Source organism: Streptomyces sp. NPDC002328 (genome assembly GCF_042890065.1).
Lineage (GTDB): Bacteria > Actinomycetota > Actinomycetes > Streptomycetales > Streptomycetaceae > Streptomyces.
This window is the reverse complement of the sequence record NZ_JBIARQ010000014.1, coordinates 165,569-182,806: the sequence shown is the minus strand read 5'-3', so window position 1 is coordinate 182,806 and position 17,238 is coordinate 165,569. Positions and strand designations below refer to the sequence as shown.

The following is a 17,238-nucleotide window of genomic DNA, read 5'->3' as shown; positions in this document are numbered from 1 at the left end:
CTGCCCCGACCCGCCCCCGCCGCTTCAGCACAGCACCGACAGCGACGCCGGCAGCACCCTCGCCGTGACGGGGAGGACCGCGTCGACCTCGCCGTCGGTGCCGTAGGGGACCGGCCGTTCGGCCTCGATGCGGATCTCCCGGCCCCGCAGGGTCCGCACCTCGGGCCGGTGGATGTGCGCGCCCGTCGTCAGCTCGTTCATGAGGGTGAAGAAGAGGCGGCGCGGCGCGTGGCGGATCATCACCACGTCGAGGAGTCCGTCGTCAACCCGCGCATCGGGGGCGATGATGCGGCCGGAGCCGTAGTAGGCGGAGTTCGCGGCGACGACGGTGTAGCCGCGGTGGATGTGCTCCTCGCCGTCCACGGTGACCCGGTAGGCGGCCGGCCGCCAGGTGGCCACGGCGCGCAGTCCGCCCAGGTAGTAGGAGGCGGCCCCGCGCAGCAGCCGGGCGTGGTTGGCGTAGCGGTTGGCCAGGGCGTCCACGCCCGCGTACACGCTGCCGAGCGCGACGGTGCGGCCGTGGGCGGACTCCACCTCGATGGTGTCGACGAGGCGGGGCGCGTGGTCGAGCAGGATCCGGGCCAGCGCGGCCGGGTCGGCGGGCAGCCCCAGCGCTCGGGCGAAGTCGTTTCCGCGTCCGGCCGGGACCAGTCCGAGGACGGTCCCGGTGCCGCTGAGGGCCCCTCCGATACCGCCGGCGATGCCGTCACCGCCGACGGCGAGGACGACCCGGTCCCGCGCCCCCGCCCCCCGGGCGAGTTCCTGCGCGTGGGCCAGGTCGCGGCTGTACTCGGTCTCCAGCTCTGCCCCGGCCTCCCGCAGCAGCCGGGCCACCCCCAGGAGTGCCGCGGCACCGGTGGAGCCGCCGGCAGTGGGGTTGACGATGGCGGTGAACTGTCGCATCGGTGTGCCTCCGAGGGCGGCTGACGGGATCGTGAGCGGAGAGGGGCGAGGGGGGAGGGGGGAGGGGCGGGGGACGGGGGTTCAGTCGGGCGGCAGGAGGATGCCGGGGTTGAGCAGACCCGCGGGGTCCAGCTGTCGCTTGACCGCCTGGAGGGCGTGGATGCCGAGCGGGCCGGCTTCGCGGACGTACCAGTCCCGGTGGTCGCTGCCCACGCCGTGATGGTGGCTGATCGTGCCGCCCGCGGCGAGGATCGCCTCGTTAGCGGCGTGCTTGGCGGGCTCCCAGTGCGCCACCGGGTCGTCGCCCTGGGCCGACACGACGGTGAAGTACAGGGAGGCGCCGTTCTCGTAGACGTGGGAGATGTGGCACATCACCAGCGGCGGGGTGCCCGACTCCGTGAGGGCGGTGGTGAGCGCCTCGCGAACGGCGGCGTACAGCTCGGGCAGCCGGGACCAGAAGCCGGCGGTCTCCAGCGTCTCGGCGAACGCGCCCGCGTCCAGCAGCGCGTCGCGCAGGTAGGGCGCCGAGTAGCGGCCGTGGGCCCAGCGTTCGCCCGGCTCCTCGCCGAGCCAGGTGCCGCCGCAGTCGCGCAGCACGGCGGCGGCCCGCTCGCGGCGGTGGGCCGTGTCCTCCTCGGTGCCCTCGTAGCCCGCGATCGCCGTGCAGCCGGCGGACTCGGAAAGGGCGGAGCCGATGGCGTCGGGCTGGGCGAGGCCGATGAGGGTCTCGGTCTCGTCCGACAGTCGCAGGACGGTCGGGCGCGGTCCGTCCTGGGCCAGGCGGCGCAGGGCGGCGGCGCCCTCTTCGAAGGAGTCGAAGCGCCACCCTTCGTAGACCCGGGTCTCGGGGACCGGGCGGACGCGCACGGTCACCGAGGTGATGACGCCGAACGCGCCCTCGGAGCCGAGGACGAGCTGGCGCAGGTCGGGGCCGGCGGCCGAGCGCGGTGCGCGGCCGACGTCGAGGGTGCCGGCGGGGGTGGCGAGGGTGAGGCCGAGGACCATCTCGTCGAAGCGGCCGTAGCCGGCGGACGCCTGTCCGCTGGAGCGCGCGGCGGCGAAGCCGCCGATGGTGGCCCACTCGTAGGACTGGGGGAAGTGGCCGAGGGTGAAGCCGTGTTCGGCCAGGAGCGCTTCCGCCCGCGGGGCCCGCAGTCCGGGCTGGAGGGTGGCGGTGCGGGAGACCGGGTCGAGGGCGAGCAGGCCGTCCATGCGGGCCAGGTCCAGGGCGACGAAGGGGCGTCGCAGCTCAGGGGAGAGTCCCCCGACCACGGAGGTGCCGCCGCCGAACGGGACGGCGGCGAGGCCGTGTTCGGCGCATGCGCGCAGCACGGCGAGCACGTCGTCGTGGGTCGCCGGGAGCACCACGGCGGCCGGGACGCTCTCCACGTCCCCGGCACGGATGCGCAGCAGGTCGGGGGTGGACTTGCCGCGGGTGTGCCGGACGCGGGCCTCGGCGTCAGTGCGCACGTGGCTCTCGCCGCCGACGGCGTCGGCGAGGTCCCGGAGCGCGGCGGCGTCGAGCGCCGGCTCGGGCACGGTGATCTCCGCCAGGGCGACCTGCTCGGTGTCGCGGGGCTTGACCCCGAGCAGGTCGCGCAGCAACCCGGTCACCGAGTCGGGCAGCGGCGTCGCCCTGGCCGGGTCGCCCCAGCCGCTCCACAGCATGTCCATGCGCTTGTCCCCATCGGTCGTCGCGGAAGAGTTCTTCTCCTGCCGGGCAGTACGACACCGCCGCACAGGGCGTTACACTGTTACACATGACGCCTATTCGTCACAACGCCTCGGACAGCGATCCGGTGCTCGACGCGGTACGCGACTGCGTCCTGGCCGTCGGCGTCCGGCGCACGACCCTCACCGACGTGGCCCGCCGCGCGGGCGTTTCCCGGATGACGCTGTACCGGCGCTGGCCCGACGTGCGGTCCCTGGTCGGCGATCTGATGACCCGGGAATGGATCGAGGCGGCGACCGGGGCGATGCCCGCACCGGCGCCGGGGAGCGGCGCGCGCGCCCGTGTCGTCGACGGCCTCGTCAGCGGGGTGGCCGCCTTCCGCGCCCACCCCCTCTTCCGCAAGATCGTCGACGTCGACCCCGAGCTGCTCCTCCCCTACATGCTGGACCGGCGCGGCGCGAGCCAGGAAGCCCTGCTGGGCCTGCTCTCCGAGGCTCTGCGGGAGGGACACGCCGACGGATCGGTCCGTCCCGGCCATCCCGAGCGGCAGGCGCGGTCCCTGCTCCTGGTCGCCCAGTCCTTCACCCTGTCGCTGCGCACCATGACCGACGAGGACGACCCCGACCTGACGAGCGAGGCCTTCGCCGTCGAACTGCGCACCATCCTCGAGAGGACGCTGACGCCATGAGCCCCAGCAGCACGGCCACCTCCTCCCCCGCCCCCTCCTCCCCCACCGCCCCTTCCTCCGCCACGGCGCCGGGGTCCTCGCTGACCGCCGCCCGCCGCCGCGACGAACTGGCCCGGACCGTCGGCGGTCCGGCCGTGGACGTGCTGGTCGTGGGTCTCGGCGCGACCGGCGCGGGAGCGGCGCTGGACGCCGCCGCCCGTGGACTGACGGTCGTCGCCGTGGACGCCCACGACCTGGCCTTCGGCACCTCCCGCTGGAGCTCCAAGCTCATCCACGGCGGACTGCGCTACCTCGCCTCCGCCCAGCTCGACGTCGCCCACGAGAGCGCGCGTGAACGCGGCATCCTCATGGAGCGCAGCGCGCCCCACCTGGTGCGCGCCCAGCCCTTCGTGCTGCCGCTGACCCCGCTGGTCTCCCGCGGGCAGGCCGCGCTGGCCTGGGCCGGCTTCCGGGCCGGCGACACCCTGCGCCTGGCGGCCCGCACCGGGCGGGCCACGCTGCCCGCACCGCGCAGGCTCTCCGCGGCCGAGACCCGCCGTCTCGCTCCGGCGCTGCGCGGCGACGGGCTGCGCGGGGGCCTGCTGTCCTGGGACGGCCGCGTCACCGACGACGCCCGTCTGGTCACCGCGGTCGCCCGGACGGCCGCGGCCCACGGAGCCCGGATCCTCACCCGCGTGCGGGCGCTGGAGCTCACCCGCTCCGGCGCCCGTGTGCGCGACGAACTCACCGGCGAGGAGGGCGAGATCAGGGCCCGCGCCGTCATCAACGCCTCCGGCGTGTGGGCGGGCGGCCTGGTGGACGGCGTCCGCATCCGCCCCTCGCGCGGAACCCACCTCGTCCTGCGCTCGGAGCGGCTCGGCACCCTGCCCGCCGGCCTGCACATCCCGATCCCGGGCGAGACCAACCGCTTCGTCCTCGTCCTGCCCCAGGGCGACGGCCGGACCTACGTCGGACTGACCGACGAACCCGTCGGCGACGACATCCCGGACACCCCCGAGGCGCCCGAGACCGACATCGGCTTCCTCCTCGACGTCCTCGGCTCGGCCCTGGACATCCCCGTCCACCGCGACGACGTGGTGGGCGCCTTCGCCGGTCTGCGCCCCCTGCTGGACACCACGCCGGCGGCGGGTTCCGGCGCGCCGGCCCGCACCTCGGACATCTCCCGCAGGCACGCGGTTCTCACCTCCCCCGACGGCGTGATCACGGTCGTCGGCGGCAAGCTCACCACCTACCGGCGGATGGCCGAGGACGCCGTCGACGCCGCCGTCACCGCCCACCGCCTGTCCGCGCGGCCCTCCCCCACCGCCTCGCTCCCCCTGATCGGCGCCGCGCCGCCCCGCCTCCTCACCGCACTCGCCGCCCCGCGCCGCCTGATCCGCCGCTACGGCACCGAGGCTCCGGCCGTCCACGCGCTCAGCGCCCGGGACCCGTACCTCGCCGAACCCGTGCTGCCCGGCCACCCGGTCACCCGCGCCGAACTCCTGTGGGCCGTACGCCACGAAGGCGCCCTCGACTCGGCGGACCTCCTCGACCGCCGCACCCGCATCGGCCTCGTCCCCGCCGACCGCGCCACGGCACTGGAGATCGCGGAGGAGCTGCTGAGGGAGGCTGGGACCACGGGCTGATCCACTCGCACGAAGGCGCTCTTCTCACCGTCGGCGAGGATGTCCGCACCGTCGGCGAGGATGTCCGGCCTGCGGGCGGCCCGTGACTGCACAGGGTGACCAATGCTAGAAAGGGTCGATGGACGACCGTTTTGCCCGAGTTCGCCACATATCTCCGTGGTCGCTGGTGCGGAAGAACGCACAGAGCGTCGCGGGGCAGATGTTCCTCCTCCAGGTGGCGCTGGTGGTGCTGCTCGTGGCGTTCGCCGTCTTCGCGCTCGTCCTGCAATCACGCCGCGGCACCAGCGCGGAGGCCGAACGGCGCTCCATCGCCGTCGCGCAGACCTTCGCCCACTCCCCCGGCATGCTGTCCGCGCTGCGGGCCCCCGACCCCGCGAAGGTCCTCCAGCCGCTGACCGAGGCGGGGCGCGAGTCCGCGGGCGTCGACTTCGTCGTCGTGATGGACACGAACGGGATCCGCTACACCCATCCCATGCCGGACCGGATCGGGAAGCGGTTCGTGGGAGAGATCGAGCCGTCGCTCGCGGGGAAGGTCTACACCGAGAGCGTGGACGGCCCCCTCGGCCAGGAGGTGCAGGCGACCGTGCCCGTCCGGGACGCCCGGGGCCAGGTGGTGGCCCTCGTCTCCGCCGGCCTGAAGGTCAAGAACGTGACCAGTCTGGTGGACCGGCAGATACCGATCATCCTGACCGCCGGGGCGGTCGCCCTCGGCGCGGCCACCGCCGCCACGGTGCTGGTGAGCAGGCGGCTGCGACGCCAGACGCACAGCCTGGCGCCGAGCGAGATGGCCCGTATGTACGAGCATCACGACGCGGTGCTGCACTCGGTGCGCGAGGGAGTGCTCATCGTCAACGGCGAGGGGCGGCTGCTGCTCGCGAACGACGAGGCCCGGCGACTGCTGGAGCTGCCCCCGGACGCGGAGGGCAGGCAGGTGTCCCGGCTGCCGACCCTGGAACCCGAGATGGCGTCCCTGCTCGGCTCGGGCCGCGTGGCCACCGACGAGGTGCACCCCGCCGGGCCACGGCTGCTGGTCGTCAACCAGCGACCCACGGACTGCGGCGGCGGCCCCAGGGGCACCGTCGTGACGCTGCGCGATTCCACGGAGCTGCTGGCGGTGTCCGGCAGAGCCCAGATCACCGGTGAGCGGCTGAAGCTGCTCTACGACGCGGGACTGGGCATCGGCACCACCCTGGACGTGGTCCGCACGGCCGACGAACTCGCCCGGATCGCCGTCCCCCGCTTCGCCGACTTCGTCACCGTGGACCTGGCCGACGCCGTGCTGCACGGCGAGGAGCCGGCGACCACGGCGAAGGGGATGAGACGCGTCGCCGTCTGCGGGATCCGCGACGACCAGCCGCTCTACGAGAAGGGCCGGCTGATCGACTTCCTGCCGTCCACGCCGCAGGCGCGCGGCTACGGCACCGGCCGCTCGGAGTTGGTGGCCGACCTGTCCACCGCGACGGGCTGGCACCTCCAGGACCCGGAACGCACCGAACAGATCGTGGACTACGGCATCCATTCGCTCATCGCGGCCCCCATCCAGGCCCGTGGTGTCGTGCTGGGCATGGTCAACTTCTGGCGCTGCGAGGAACACGCCCCCTTCGACCGGGAGGAGCTGTCACTCGCGGAGGAACTGGTGGCCCGGGCCGCGGTCAGCATCGACAACGCCCGCCGCTACACGCGCGAGCACGCCCTCGCGGTCACCCTCCAGCGCAGCCTGCTGCCGCGGGGCCTGCCCGAGCAGAGCGCCCTCGACGTCGGCTACCGGTATCTCCCGGCCCAGTCGGGCGTCAGCGGGGACTGGTTCGACGTGATCCCCCTGCCGGGCAGCCGGGTGGCGCTGGTCGTCGGTGACGTGGTCGGCCACGGTCTGCACGCCGCCGCGACCATGGGGCGGCTGCGGACCGCGGTGCACAACTTCTCCACGCTCGACCTGCCGCCCGACGAACTGCTGGGCCACCTCGACGACCTGGTCGGACGCATCGACCAGGACGAGGCGTGCACCGAGAGCCCTGCCGCCGTCGTGGGCGCCACCTGCCTGTACGCGATCTACGACCCGGCGACGCGCCGCTGCACCATGGCCCGCGCGGGGCACCTGGCTCCCGCGCTGGTCCACCCCGACGGCAGCGTCGTCTTTCCCGAGCTGCCGTCGGGTCCGCCGCTGGGGCTGGGCGGCATGCCCTTCCAGGCCGCCGAGCTGGACATCGCCGAAGGCTCCCAGCTCGTCCTGTACACCGACGGTCTCATCGAGGACCGCACACGCGACCTCGACGAGGGCATGGAACTCCTGCGCAAGGCCCTGGCCGGCCACCCCGAGCGGGAGCCCGACGAGAGCTGCCGGGCCGTGCTGGAATCGCTGCTGCCCGGCCGCCCGACGGACGACGTGGCCCTGCTCATCGCCCGCACCCACGCGCTGCCGCCGGACCGGATCGCCGAGTGGGACGTGCAGTCCGATCCGGCCGCCGTCGCCGGGGCGCGCGCCACCGCGGCCGCCCGGCTCGACGAGTGGGGACTGTCCGAGCTGACCTTCAGCATGGAACTCGTGCTGAGCGAACTCGTCACCAACGCCGTCCGCTACGGCTGCGGGCCGATCCACATCAGGCTGATCCACGACCGCACCCTGATCTGCGAGGTCGCCGACGGCAGCAGCACCTCGCCGCATCTGCGGTACGCCGCGACGACCGACGAAGGCGGCCGGGGCCTGTTCCTGGTGTCCCAGCTGACCGACCGCTGGGGAACCCGGTACACGCCGCAGGGGAAGGTGATCTGGGCGGAGCAGGCGCTGCCGCGTCACTGAGACGCGGGGTCAGGCGGGTGGAGTCGCTGGGTCAGGCGGGGCCCAGGCGCGCCGGCGGTGGAGGCGTCGTCTCGCTCCATTTGCCGTTCGCGGCCCGGCGGCCGTCGCGCCGCAGACGCACCTCGACGTGGCCGTCGAGGACCCGGGTGTCGAAGGCGGGCTGGGGCGCGGTGGCAGGACCGCGGACGTTCCAGCCGTCGGCGAGGCGGAAGACGCTGCCGTGCCACGGGCACGTCACGCACCCGTCGGCGATCGTGCCCTCGGCGAGCGGTCCCGCGAGGTGGCTGCACCGTTCGGCGAGCGCGTGGATCGTCCCGCCGGATTCCCGGACGACCAGGATCGGCACGTCGTCCACGAGCCGCCGCACGGGCCGCCCGGCCGGGAACTCGGCGACGGCGCCGACCCGGTGCCAGGCGTCGCGGATCACGTGCGGGACCTCTTCGGCGTGGTTCGCGCCGGACGCCTGGTGGTAAGCCAGGTGACCGCCGAGCATGCCGCCGACCCCGACCACCGTCAGCCCCAGGAAGCCGTACGCCCGGCCCGCTCCCGTGCGGCCCCGCACACGGCAGACGAGCGAGGCCGCGTAGAGGCCGACGGCCGCCCAGTTGGCGGCGGCGTGGACCAGGCCCACGCGCGACTGCTCGCGGTGCAGCTCCGCCCAGTCCACGGCCCCGGTCAGCGCGGCGGGCGCCGCCGCGGCCAGGCCGACGCCCACGAGGAGGCCGGCCTCGCGGGAGCGGCCGGGCCACAGGTCCAGCACGGCCGCGGACATCCAGCTGCCGATCGGCACCTGCACCGCCACCGGATGCACCGGATGCCCCAGCCACCTGCCGTGCAGCACATCCCGGCCGCGGCCCAGCGGCAGGGAACGTATCCCCGTCCGCAGGACGTCGATCAGCGGATCGGCGCGCGGCTCACGCTCCAGGCGCTCGAGCAGCCCCAGCATGCGGCTCCGCTTCATCCGACGGTGACGCGAGGTTCCGGTCATGCGCCGCCGAGTGCCCCACCGGCACGCACGACAAACGGCGCGTCCTGGGCCCGTGTTCGGCTTCTCGATGACTCCTTCTCTCCGGACCGACAGAATCCGGACTTTCGTTCGATGCGTGCAGATGAGTGCAGATGAGTGCGCGATCATCTAGAACGTGGCCTCCAAGAATCCATCCGAGCCAAGCGCTACCGAGAGCAACCGGATCAAGGTGTGGTACCGGTTTGTGCCGCGCGAAGGCTGGCTTCCCTATGACACTGAGGGACTTTGGGCCACGCGCCTGAGCGGTGATACGGCCAGAGTGGAGGATGTCCCCTTCTTCCAAAACGGGGTGGCCGAGGGTGAGATCGTCCGGTTTACAACTGATGCTGACGGTCTCCACTGGGCGAAGGAGCGGGTGGAGGCTTCGGGGAACTGCACCATCCGGGTCCTGCCCGTTCCCTCCGGCCCGCTGGGGAGAAGTGCTCGGGCTGTGCACGAGCGGCTGTCGCCGTTCGGCCTGGGTGGTGAGGCTTTCAGCGAGGAGTTCCCGTTGGTCGCCCTCACCGTGCCGGCAGACGCAGACCTCGGCGGGATCAAGGCGCTGCTGATCCGCGGCCAAGAGGATGGGTGGTGGCACTTCGAGGTCGGCTGGGCGACCGATGTATGGCGCGACGCGTAGCCCAACAGCCCGAGACCGACCCCGCTGGAGGCGGGGCCGGTGGGTGCTTCGGGGGCACAGGGCGGTCAGCTTTGCCCCTTGGTTCTCCCGCTTTCGGCAGTTCGGTGCTGTGTGCGGAACGGGTGGGGCGCCGGGCGGCGCGGTCGGCGACCAGTCCGGCGATGGCGTGGTGGGTTTCGACGTAGTCCTCGCGGCGCCCGGTGTAGCGCTGCAGTGAGCCTCCGCCAACTTGAAGACGCAGGTCAAAGGGCTGGTGTGACCGGTTCTCGGGTCGCTCACGCTGGTCGCGAACGGCAGTTTGAGTAGTAGATCGTCCGTCGGGCTCTGTTGTGTTGCTGGTGCCAACGGCCCGAGTGCCAATCTCCATGCTTACTGCGGCAGGTTGGACTCGTCTGCTGTGCGGAAGATGTCTCCGCACGTAGGTGAGGGCACCGACTCGCGGGCTGCAAGGACGGTCAGTGTATGGCGCACTTCCGTGCCCAGCCGAACGAGCTGGAGACTGATCTGACCGCCCCTATAGGCGTGCAGGCGGAAGACTTTGACCGCGATTTCGTCGCGGTCGTCCGCGAAGGTGTCGGGGAGCCCGGCGAGTAGTTCGAAGTCTTGCTTGCCGGTCGCCGCGTCGGCCACGGCGCTGAGGGGCAGGGTCTCGAACTCTGGCGCGGACAAGGAAGTGTCCAACGCGACAGCGTGGGCAGCTAAAGCCGCGAAGACCTCAATGAGTCGTTCTCCCACCGCCACGTCAATGCCCCAGGAGTGCAGCCGCTCTTGGCGGCGATCCTTGCGCCATGGCTCCTGGTCCAGCAGTGGCAGCAGGACGTGACCCAGGTACGCGCAGCGACGCCACAGCGTTTCGTGGTCCGAGGTCATGATCGATCCTCTCTGCAACAGTTGGAGGGCCTGCCGCCCGAGCGGCGCAGGCCCTCCAACCTCCCACTGCACGCAGGCTGGGTACAGGAGACGGGGGCTGGACGTTGCAGCGGTTGACCTCGAGATTTGTCAGGACGAGCAGGGCACGCAGGAGGCACGTGGCGCGAGCGGGATCGGTACGGATCTTGGTGAGGATCCGCCCACCTGATAGGCCAACCGAATCCCACTCACGTCAACCAAGCGCTGATCAACCATGTCCGGGGTCCTCAGCCACACAGCACGGCCCCGATATCCAATAGCCGACCACGTCGTAAAAGCACGTAGAGCGGCACGGGCTCGCAAGGACCGCGTGCGAGGGTCTTTCGGACCGTGGCAAGATGACGACATGTTGATCCGAAAGGCCGATGCCGCGTAGGCGTCCGGAGGGGCTGCGCGCGGAGCGTTGGCGGCCCAGACGAGGTATCCCGGTTCGCCGGATCCGCGGTGTTTCCGCGGCGACTCGTGTAGCGATCCGAAAGTTGGAAGAAGAGCGTCTGTGGTTGGGGGCTGTCGCCGCTGCCCTGGCGGAGTGCCGGTGGTACCTGGGGCAACCAGGGCGCGTTCTACCAGATCCGGTGATGGGCTGCGACTGCTGTGATCCTCTGATGGCGCGAGACCTCCTGGAGGACGTGCTGCTGTGGCTTCCCCGTGGTGCTCGGGCTGACCTCGGCAGGATCGTTGCCAGGTTAGACGCTGAGTTCGACCGCAGGGCCGTCTCCCTCAGCTCTCACCTCGTGCTGGCAACTCCGTTCAGCGCTTGCGGATATTGGCGCCGGCGATTCATGGAGAACTGAGGGGCGGGTAGTTCCTCGCTGCTCCGCGCTCAGCCGACGGCATGTTGCTCGGCGCGGGCGCGGGTGGTGGCTAGGCGGTAGGAGTCCGTGCCGGTCTCTATGTTGTTGCCGCCGAAGGTGAGACGGTCGACGTTGGCCGCGCAGAGGCGGGGCCGCCTGGCCAGTCGATGTCGGTCAGGGTGGCGAGCAGGCGGCCGTCCGCGAGCGCCACGGCCACGTCCATGCCGCGGGCCGCCTTCTCCGTGAAGGCAGCGGGTGCAGTGTGGTCCAGGAGGAAGACGAAGTGCTGGGCAATACGCTGCCGCCACTCATCGAGTTCGCCGTCGCCGTCCAGGCGTAGGTTGGAGTTCCAGGCCGCCTGGGCGAGAACCGATACGAACAGCCCGAGGAAGTCCGACTCCAGCAGGTCGTCCGCGTGCTCGATCAAGATCGCGAGGTCCTGGTTGCCGTGTCCAGGACCGTGCCAGTCGTGGAGGCAGTCCACGAGCGCGTCCCAGTTGTGACCGAAGCAGCCGAGGAACGACAGTTCCCGGGCGAAGGCGCGGAAGACGGACGCCGGATCCCGCATTTCCCGGCCGTCCAGCCGCAGGACCAGACCGTTGCGCTCCACGAGCGCAGCCGTTTCCGACGCCAGCCATGGGTCGGCTGGTGAGGTGAACACGACCCATGGAGAGCGGTGTTCCGTCAGAGTGGGCCTGGTCATCATGGGTGAGATCCTTGCACGGCATTTGCTCGGAGCCCGAGCGATTGATGGAGGCAAGACCGTGCTCAACGAGCACGGAAGCCAGCTCGTCCGTGGAGTTGCCTTTCGATCTTCTTGATGCGGTTGACGGCCTTCGATGCTGCCCGAGCTCCAGTGAAGGATGAGTCCGGCGGTCACGCCGTCGAAGTCTCGGAGCAGGCGGAGTGCAAAGCCGGTCAGGCCGGGCAGTTGGCTTGCGACGACTGCGTCGATCCAGGCAAGGAGCCTGGCGCCGAGGCGGGCGGTGGGTATTTCGCCGAAGTCGCGGACATGCCCGGCGGCAGTGCCCAGCTCGGGACAGCGTGCCGGGACATCCTTCAGACCGGCGCGGTCGTCCTCGCTCAGCGCGGTGGGGTGTCGGGTGAGCCAGCCGGTCACCTGCCGAACCGTCGGAGGCCGGGGCAGCCCGCCAACTGGAGCCCTACGGAGGGTGGCAACGTGGCTGCGGACCATCTGACAGGTGACGGGCGCGTTGTCGGCAACGAGCTCGCTGTGGAGGCGGGGAACGCTGGTGCCGCCTCGGCGAAGCGTCGCTCCAGATAGGTCTTGCAAGGGGCCAGCCTGCTGGGTCGAGGCCGGTTCTCGCGGATGGCGTCCTGCCAGCGTGCGGCCTTCGCGTATCGGCGCACGGTGTTGAGGCCCCAGCCTAGATGCCGGGCAATCGCCCGGCTTGCGTGCCCTTGAGCAAGGATCTCGTGGACCAGGGCGCGCGCGGCCTTCTTGCGCTCAGCCCGCCTACCGATGGGCGCCAGGTTGTCCTGCGTGCGGACGGAAGTCAGCCGGGTGGCCTCCGGCAACAAGCTGCCGGGCGAAGGGTCGCGCAGACAGCCGCGGTGAGCGGCAACGCCGGTTTCCACGGCTCGGCCGAGGCCCTGCGACAGGTGGAACCGGTCGGCGACCTGCAGAGCGTCTGGGGCACCGCGTCGTGTCCCTCCGCAAACGTCGGCCTCTCCGTGCACCTCCACCGGCGGCCCGAAGGTCGGTCGCCTTCCGTGGGGGTGGGTGTTAGTGAGGGTGGGTGTCAGTGGGCGAAGACGGTGCTGGCCAGGGTCACGTGGACGGTCGTGCCGGCGAGGATGCTCAGCAGGGCGTTGCGGCGCCACAGGTGCACTGCGACGGTGACGGCCAGGGCGACCGCCGGGGCCAGGACGCGTGGCTCGGTGACGGGCAGGTCGCGCAGGCAGTAGACGACCAGGATCACCATGACGCCGGCGGGCATGCGGGTGCTGAGGCACCGCACCGTGGCGCTGGCCCGCAGCGGGGCCAGGGCGGCGAACGGCAGGGCGCGCAGGGACCAGGTGACGGCGGCGGCGACGAGGATCGCGGCGAGGGCGTAGTCGGTGTGGCCTGCCCGCCGTCCTGCGCCTCCAGTCCCACCTCACCATGAAGACGATCAAGGTGAACGGGTGAACGGCAGAGCAAGGGGGGCGTGGCGACAGCGGAGACCCGCAGACACCGTCAGGCCGGCTGCCACAGCTCGATCCGGTTGCCCTCGGGGTCGGTGACCCAGCCGAACCGGCCCACACCCTCCATGTCCTGCGTCTCCGGGTTCACGTCCGCGCCCTTGGCGCGCAGTTGCCCGAGCATCGCGTCCAGGTCGCGGACCCGGAAGTTGAGCATGGTCCGCTGGGCGCGGGACCCGAAGTAGTCGGTCTCGGACTCGAAGGCCGCGAACACGGTCGGCCCGACTTCCTGACGCCACAGACCGTTCTCATCGGCGTCCAGACCGAGGCAGTCGCGATACCAAGCACTCAGGGCCGCCGGATCGGCGGCCCGCAAAAAGTACCCGCCGATCCCCAACACACGTTCCATCCAGCCATCCTGCCAGGACACCAACCAGGCCGCGCCCCGGCTCACCAGGGGACGACGCCGTCGTCCTCGAAGAACGAGTCGGTCGGGCCTCCGTCGGGGAGCATGGCGAGTCGCGCCTTGGTCGTCATCCCCGCCTCCGCCCGCGTCGAACACTGGCCCGGACACACCACAGTGCCCCTGACCGACGCCCCCACCTGCTCGGCTGTCCGGCAGGGACGGCGTGGCCTCGACCAGGGTTCAGCAGGAAGCCCGACATGACCCATCATGATGGCCATGACCTGGACGACAGACCGCCTCATGGTTCAGTACGGGCAGTACTACCTCTGCGAATTCGGAGCATCATTCGACCCCGACGAAATAGGCCGAATCTTCGACGGCAACTCACTTGTCGGCACTGGGCTCGGCTACCTGGTCGTCCTGAGCGGCACGCACACCGGCCACCTGCGCCTGAGAATCGAACAGCACGACAGTGAACCCCCTGCGGATTTCGCCCTATGGGAGTCCGTGGCCGAGGTCAGCTACCACAGCGCGAAAGGGCACTTAGCCCTCCAGACATTCGACCATTTCGTTCGAGAAGCGGGAACCATGGTCCACGAGGGCCCTGGCTGGTACCGGATCCGGGTCCATACCCGTGGCCGAGACGCAGGCCAAGGACTCAGCGGCTTGGTGGAGTATCCGGACGACCCGGTGGAGGATCACCTCATCTCCGTGTGGCGGGCCCGCCCGAAGAAGGAGACGGTTTACAAGATCACCGACGGCTTCGGCCTCCAGCACTGGGATCCCACCAGAAAACCAGCCCCGCCCGTCCGACCTGAGTGAGCGGACGGCACCCCCAACTGCGCTCACCCGCATCTCGCGCGCCCTCCGATCACTCCCACGCGCCCCTCCCCACCCGCAACCGCCGGCACGGCAGGGACGCTCTGTCACGGTATGTGTGCAGCGAGGTCGGATCCGTTCGGGCTGGTGGTTCGGGCGTATCTGCGGCGTCAGGGTGGTCCGTTGGTGTCGTTGGCCGTGGGGGCTCTGGTCGTCGGCTTCGTCGTGAGCCAGTCCACGGCACGGTGGATCGAGATCGGCGGCCTCCTCCACGAGGCGGCCTGTGGCTACGGTGGGGCGGCCGCCGTTCTCCTGGCCGGATGGCAGGGCGCCGCCGAGGCGCGCAGCGGCGTCGACTGGATCCATGCGACGGCCGTACGCGGCGTGCTGGCCCAGCGTCTGGCGGGCCTGGCCTCAGGCGTCCTGTGGCCGCTGCTCGGATACCTGCTGGCGGTTGCGGTGGTGCTCCTGTGGCCGTATCCGGCGCGGCCGTCGCACCACCCGCCGTTCGACGCCATGACCGTCGACGCGGCGTCGATCACGGCGGCCTCCTGCGTCGCCTACCTGCTGGGCCGCACGGTGCCGCTCCCGGTGACTCCGTTCGTCCTCGTGACGGCCTTGATCCTCTTCGGCCAGAGTCCCTGGTGGACGGCGATCGCGCGCCCCGTGGAGATCGGCTACACCGGAGCCGTACTGCCGCCGAGCACGTCCGAGTGGGTTCCGGCGCACCCGCCCCTGTGGCTGCCCTGGTGCCGGGCCGCGCTGTTCGCCGTCCTGGCGGCAGCGGCCGTGAGCCTCTGCGCGCGTCACTGGAGAACGGCCGCCGTGCTGACGGCGGCGGTCGTCGCGGGGGCGCTGTGGCTGGGCCTGACGCAGAAGGGCGGCGCGGCGATCTCCGCCGCCAACGTGTCCGAGATGCGCTGCGCGGGACGACACGCCGCTCTCTGCCTCCCCGAGGAGCACGAGGGCTCACGGCTACGCCTCCAGCATCAAGTGGACCGGCTGGCCGGGAAGTTGGAAGGCGTACGCGGCGCCCCCGCCTACTACGTGCTGAGCGATCAGAGCTACCGCTACCGGGACTGGGGAGATCATGACGATCCGGCCGACGACGGCCCCCGGGCCATCGGTGTCCTGCTCTCCACCGCCGTCGCCAACTCCCTTGCCAGGGACATCGCCTGCCCGGACCGCTGCTACGGCCCTCTGGAAGGTGCGGTGCTCGCCTGGCTGACCGGCGACCCACCGCAGTGGCCGTTCCAAGATGAACATTTGCTTCTCATGGGCCAGTTGGACGGTCTTCCCGCAGAGCAGCGCAGGAAATGGCTCGGTCGGTACCTGGAAGCGGTGCGATTCGGCAAACCGCTGCCCGACCTGCCGAGCGGACCACGGTGGTCGTCATGACCCCGCGCCTGCCCCTCCCGGTGTGGCTGCGGGCCGTCCCCGGCCTGCGCTGGCCCTGGCTGCTCGCCGTCTCCGGCGTGTGCGCGGTCGGCGCGGTTCTGGGGCGGAACGCGGACGAGGAGAGCACCCTGTGCTTCCTCCTGCTGCTCGCTCCCCTGCTGCCTCTCATCTGGGTCGCCGTCAGCTACGGCGGCCGGGCCGACCCCTTCGCACCGGTCGTCCGCACAACTCCCGCCGGAGGACTACGACTTCTGCTTCTGCGGACCGGCGTCGTCCTGGTCATGTGCCTGCCGCTGCTCGCCGCCGCCGGCCTCGCCGGGCTGAGCGGCTCGCTCTGGGCGGCGGCCTGGCTGTTGCCCAGCCTGACCCTGACCCTCGCCACACTCGTCCTCAGCTCCTACGTCGGCTGCCTGCTCAGCTCCGGCGGAGTGGCGTGCCTGTGGCTGGGGACGGTCTCAGCCCTCACCCGGCTGTCCATGCGGGAGGACGGGCACGTCGAATCCTGGCGCCCTGTCCTGCTCAAAGTCCTGAAGGACATCCTCAACTTCGGTTCCCAGTCCGTCTGGGGGCTGGCGGCCGGCGTACTGACCGTTCTGCTCACGCTCCGCCGTGAGTCCTTCGACGACTTGAGGTCCCGATGATCAGCGCTCACCGAGTGACAGTCCGCCACCGGCGCACCACCGCGGTCGACAGTCTCTACCTGGAGCTGCCCCGAGGCGTCCACGCTCTGCTGGGTCCGAACGGCGCCGGGAAGAGCTCCCTGCTGGCTGTGCTGGCGACGGCGACGGGCGCCGCCGAGGGCGAACTCAGGCTTCTGGACAGGGATCCCGGCCGCCCCTCCGAACGACGGGAGATCCGCCGCAGGCTCGGCTATCTGCCGCAGAAGTGCGAGATGTTCCGCGGGTTCACGGTCCGCGAGTGCGTCGCCTACGCGGCCTGGCTCAAGGGCATGCCCGGGCGGGCGGGCGCGCGGGCCGTTGAACACGCGGTGGAGCAGGTCGGCCTGGGCGAGCGCGTCGACAAGAAGTACCGCTCCCTCTCCGGCGGCATGCAACGCCGCGTCGGCATCGCGCAGGCCCTGGTGAACAAACCGGAACTCCTGCTCCTCGACGAGCCGACGAACGGCCTCGACCCGGAACAGCGGGAGCAACTCCACCTGTTGTTGCGAGAACTGAGCACCACGGCCACGATCGTCATGGCCACCCACCTGATGGAGGACGTGGAGGGCTGCTGCGACACCGTGGTCGTACTCAAGGCCGCCCGCAAGGTGTTCGCCGGTTCGCTGGACGAACTGCGTTCGGCGGGCGGGTACTCACGGGTGATCGCGGACAGGCGGGACGGGCCGAACAGGCCGGACGGTGGCCCCTGATCGTCGTCCCCGGAGTCGTCCCCGGAGTGAGGCGGCTGCCGTGGGTGGCAGCCGCCTCATTCGTTGT

General features: G+C 71.4%; 15 protein-coding genes and 1 pseudogene. 8 read left to right on the top strand and 8 right to left on the bottom strand.

The window, feature by feature from the left end:
* Window positions 1–24: 24 nt before the first annotated feature.
* Both ACFYX4_RS29850 and ACFYX4_RS29845 read right to left on the bottom strand, forming a co-directional pair.
* On the bottom strand, window positions 25–903 hold the full coding sequence (locus tag ACFYX4_RS29850) for a YegS/Rv2252/BmrU family lipid kinase (RefSeq protein WP_389339773.1): 879 nt from the start codon (window positions 901–903) through the stop codon (window positions 25–27).
* 81 nt (window positions 904–984) lie between these two features.
* A complete protein-coding gene (locus ACFYX4_RS29845) occupies window positions 985–2,577 on the bottom strand; it encodes an FAD-binding oxidoreductase (RefSeq protein WP_389339771.1) in 1,593 nt (530 codons plus the stop codon).
* An 86-nt stretch (window positions 2,578–2,663) separates the two neighbouring features.
* Here ACFYX4_RS29845 and ACFYX4_RS29840 point away from each other — a divergent pair, with 86 nt between their 5' ends.
* The 3 genes from ACFYX4_RS29840 (at window position 2,664) to ACFYX4_RS29830 (ending at window position 7,685) form a co-directional block, all read left to right on the top strand.
* Window positions 2,664–3,263, top strand: a complete 600-nt coding sequence (locus tag ACFYX4_RS29840) for a TetR/AcrR family transcriptional regulator (RefSeq protein WP_389339769.1) — start codon at window positions 2,664–2,666, stop codon at window positions 3,261–3,263.
* Window positions 3,260–4,888: a glycerol-3-phosphate dehydrogenase/oxidase gene (locus ACFYX4_RS29835; protein WP_389339767.1), complete on the top strand. Its 1,629-nt coding sequence runs from the start codon at window positions 3,260–3,262 to the stop codon at window positions 4,886–4,888. Before ACFYX4_RS29840 ends, ACFYX4_RS29835 begins: the two co-directional genes overlap by 4 nt.
* Window positions 4,889–5,087: 199 nt before the next feature.
* Window positions 5,088–7,685 carry a SpoIIE family protein phosphatase gene (locus tag ACFYX4_RS29830; RefSeq protein WP_389339846.1) on the top strand — a complete coding sequence of 866 codons (2,598 nt, stop codon included), beginning with the start codon at window positions 5,088–5,090 and terminating at the stop codon, window positions 7,683–7,685.
* A gap of 31 nt (window positions 7,686–7,716) precedes the next feature.
* On the opposite strand, the gene ACFYX4_RS29825 is transcribed toward ACFYX4_RS29830, so the two are convergent.
* Entirely contained in the window at window positions 7,717–8,646 is a 930-nt protein-coding gene (locus tag ACFYX4_RS29825) for a Rieske 2Fe-2S domain-containing protein (RefSeq protein ID WP_389339765.1), read from the bottom strand.
* A 181-nt stretch (window positions 8,647–8,827) separates the two neighbouring features.
* On the opposite strand from ACFYX4_RS29825, the gene ACFYX4_RS29820 reads away from it, so the two are divergent.
* A complete protein-coding gene (locus ACFYX4_RS29820; RefSeq protein WP_389339763.1) occupies window positions 8,828–9,331 on the top strand; it encodes a DUF4265 domain-containing protein in 504 nt (167 codons plus the stop codon).
* 369 nt (window positions 9,332–9,700) lie between these two features.
* Here the strand turns inward: ACFYX4_RS29820 and ACFYX4_RS29815 are convergent, their stop codons facing one another.
* From ACFYX4_RS29815 to ACFYX4_RS29795, 5 genes and pseudogenes are all read right to left on the bottom strand, one after another.
* A complete protein-coding gene (locus ACFYX4_RS29815; RefSeq protein ID WP_389339761.1) occupies window positions 9,701–10,201 on the bottom strand; it encodes a hypothetical protein in 501 nt (166 codons plus the stop codon).
* Between the two features lie 862 nt (window positions 10,202–11,063).
* Window positions 11,064–11,186, bottom strand: a pseudogene (locus ACFYX4_RS29810) (AAA family ATPase); the annotation flags it as partial.
* A complete protein-coding gene (locus ACFYX4_RS29805) occupies window positions 11,132–11,737 on the bottom strand; it encodes a barstar family protein (protein ID WP_389339844.1) in 606 nt (201 codons plus the stop codon). The gene ACFYX4_RS29805 and the pseudogene ACFYX4_RS29810, both read right to left, overlap by 55 nt.
* Window positions 11,738–12,797: 1,060 nt before the next feature.
* Window positions 12,798–13,097, bottom strand: a complete 300-nt coding sequence (locus tag ACFYX4_RS29800; RefSeq protein ID WP_389339842.1) for a branched-chain amino acid transporter permease — start codon at window positions 13,095–13,097, stop codon at window positions 12,798–12,800.
* Window positions 13,098–13,234: 137 nt separating this feature from the next.
* Window positions 13,235–13,588, bottom strand: a complete 354-nt coding sequence (locus tag ACFYX4_RS29795; RefSeq protein WP_389339759.1) for a VOC family protein — start codon at window positions 13,586–13,588, stop codon at window positions 13,235–13,237.
* Between the two features lie 273 nt (window positions 13,589–13,861).
* Between ACFYX4_RS29795 and ACFYX4_RS29790 the strand changes: the two genes are divergently transcribed.
* The 4 genes from ACFYX4_RS29790 (at window position 13,862) to ACFYX4_RS29775 (ending at window position 17,171) form a co-directional block, all read left to right on the top strand.
* A complete protein-coding gene (locus ACFYX4_RS29790) occupies window positions 13,862–14,407 on the top strand; it encodes a hypothetical protein (RefSeq protein WP_389339757.1) in 546 nt (181 codons plus the stop codon).
* Window positions 14,408–14,590: 183 nt separating this feature from the next.
* The gene (locus ACFYX4_RS29785; RefSeq protein WP_389339755.1) at window positions 14,591–15,802 is read left to right on the top strand and encodes a hypothetical protein; all 1,212 of its coding nucleotides are present in this window, start codon (window positions 14,591–14,593) and stop codon (window positions 15,800–15,802) included.
* Window positions 15,799–16,443: a hypothetical protein gene (locus tag ACFYX4_RS29780; RefSeq protein WP_389339753.1), complete on the top strand. Its 645-nt coding sequence runs from the start codon at window positions 15,799–15,801 to the stop codon at window positions 16,441–16,443. The genes ACFYX4_RS29785 and ACFYX4_RS29780 overlap by 4 nt, the downstream gene beginning before the upstream one ends.
* A 14-nt stretch (window positions 16,444–16,457) precedes the next feature.
* Window positions 16,458–17,171, top strand: a complete 714-nt coding sequence (locus ACFYX4_RS29775; protein WP_389339751.1) for an ATP-binding cassette domain-containing protein — start codon at window positions 16,458–16,460, stop codon at window positions 17,169–17,171.
* Window positions 17,172–17,238: the final 67 nt, after the last annotated feature.

Excerpts from the sequence above, each read along its gene's own strand:
- ACFYX4_RS29825 (WP_389339765.1), bottom strand. The coding sequence starts at position 8,646 with ATGAAGCGGAGCCGCATGCTGGGGCTGCTCGAGCGCCTGGAGCGTGAG.
- ACFYX4_RS29850 (WP_389339773.1), bottom strand. The coding sequence starts at position 903 with ATGCGACAGTTCACCGCCATCGTCAACCCCACTGCCGGCGGCTCCACC.
- ACFYX4_RS29780 (WP_389339753.1), top strand. The coding sequence starts at position 15,799 with ATGACCCCGCGCCTGCCCCTCCCGGTGTGGCTGCGGGCCGTCCCCGGC.
- ACFYX4_RS29790 (WP_389339757.1), top strand. The coding sequence starts at position 13,862 with ATGACCTGGACGACAGACCGCCTCATGGTTCAGTACGGGCAGTACTAC.
- ACFYX4_RS29840 (WP_389339769.1), top strand. The coding sequence starts at position 2,664 with ATGACGCCTATTCGTCACAACGCCTCGGACAGCGATCCGGTGCTCGAC.
- ACFYX4_RS29805 (WP_389339844.1), bottom strand. The coding sequence starts at position 11,737 with ATGACCAGGCCCACTCTGACGGAACACCGCTCTCCATGGGTCGTGTTC.
- ACFYX4_RS29845 (WP_389339771.1), bottom strand. The coding sequence starts at position 2,577 with ATGGACATGCTGTGGAGCGGCTGGGGCGACCCGGCCAGGGCGACGCCG.
- ACFYX4_RS29795 (WP_389339759.1), bottom strand. The coding sequence starts at position 13,588 with ATGGAACGTGTGTTGGGGATCGGCGGGTACTTTTTGCGGGCCGCCGAT.
- ACFYX4_RS29835 (WP_389339767.1), top strand. The coding sequence starts at position 3,260 with ATGAGCCCCAGCAGCACGGCCACCTCCTCCCCCGCCCCCTCCTCCCCC.
- ACFYX4_RS29830 (WP_389339846.1), top strand. The coding sequence starts at position 5,088 with ATGTTCCTCCTCCAGGTGGCGCTGGTGGTGCTGCTCGTGGCGTTCGCC.
- ACFYX4_RS29815 (WP_389339761.1), bottom strand. The coding sequence starts at position 10,201 with ATGACCTCGGACCACGAAACGCTGTGGCGTCGCTGCGCGTACCTGGGT.